This is a genomic window from Sphingomonas sp. JC676 (assembly GCF_014489075.1).
Taxonomy (GTDB): Bacteria; Pseudomonadota; Alphaproteobacteria; order Sphingomonadales; family Sphingomonadaceae; genus Sphingomonas.
In genome coordinates this window covers 1-1,366 of sequence record NZ_JACTGR010000024.1, presented here as the reverse complement: position 1 = coordinate 1,366, position 1,366 = coordinate 1, and the positions used below count along the sequence as shown (strand labels likewise).

The window sequence follows — 1,366 nt, the reverse complement described above, 5'->3', positions numbered from 1 at the left end:
GCCGTTCTCTAATCGCGCCTCCTTCGTCAACTTCTTCTTTGTCGCCTTCCGGGTCATGGTTCTCTTCGCGGTCGGCATAAGCCGCCGCAGCATCTGGTCCGGTCGGAAAAGCGCGGGCGCTGCAAGGTCCACAACGGGCTGACGTTAGATCACGTGCCCATGGCCCCAACCGCGCAGTCGCCCGCACCTCGCCCGAGGCGACATGTACATCCGGCTCGCGCCGGATGATCTGGCATTTAAGCGGCGAGTGCGGTTGGCTCCCAGCGGAACGGCTCACCGGAACGCCACACACTGTGCAGGATCACCGACAGCTTTCGCGCCAGGGCCACCCGCGCCTTGCCTGGCCCAGCTCGCTCGGCGATCGCCAGTGCCCAATCCTTCAGGTGCAGCGCTCGCTTTACCCGGTGGAGGATCACGATGGCAGCCTCGTACATAAGCGTACGCGCCAGGACGTCGCCACACCCGGAGATGTGCCCGCTTCGGTCGATCTCGCCCGATTGGTAGCGCCGCGGCGTGAGGCCGAGATGAGCGCCGACGGATCGGGAGCGCGAGAAGCGCCCGGGATCTTCGATCGTGCTGACGAAGGCGAGCGCCGAAAGGGCGCCGATGCCGGGCACCGTCATCAGCAACCGACAGGTCGCATCAGCCCGTACCCGGCGTTGGACGACGGCATCAAAGACTGCGATCTGCTCGCCAAGCTGCCTCCAGGTGACAAGTAGCGGTCGCACGATCAATGCGACCTCTGGGACATCCTCGATCATCGCCTCGACACGGCGGTCGAACCTAAGGCCGCGGTCCGCGCCCGGGAGCAGACCAAAGGTCTTAAGCACGCCGCGCACCATGTTGGAGAGCCGCGTCCTCATGCCGACGAGTTGGGCTCGCGCACCAAGAAGGGATCGCGCCTGATGGGCATCCAGCGACTTGACGTGGACAGAGCGGTACCAGCCTGTCCGCACCACCTGCGCCAGCCCTTCCGCATCATTTTGGTCGGTCTTGTTCAACCTCATCTGCAGCGCCGCCTTCACCCGGCGGGCGTCCAAGACGGCAACGTGAAGACCAGCGGCGCGCAGTCCGTGTACAAGCCACGGCGTCATCGCACCGGTCTCGACACCCAACTTCGCGTCAGTGCCTGCGTGCTTGAAGATGAGCTGCGAGATCTGACCAGGATCCGTCGGGCAGGCTCCCCTCCAGACCCGCCGCCCTTCGGCATCGACCACGCAGATCGCCGTGGTCTTCTGTGACACATCCAAACCTACTGAGTGCGGCATCGAACCCTCCGATGGTGCTTACCACCGGGCACAGCGCCCGGATCGCGGCACTATCGATAACTCGACTCGCCCACCGCGATTACCCGAGGTCCACACAT

Annotated in this window: 1 protein-coding gene; it reads right to left on the bottom strand. The window is 64.6% G+C overall.

The window, feature by feature from the left end:
- Positions 1-236: 236 nt before the first annotated feature.
- The gene (locus IAG41_RS22845) at positions 237-1,244 is read right to left on the bottom strand and encodes an IS110 family transposase (RefSeq protein WP_316251215.1); all 1,008 of its coding nucleotides are present in this window, start codon (positions 1,242-1,244) and stop codon (positions 237-239) included.
- Positions 1,245-1,366: the final 122 nt, after the last annotated feature.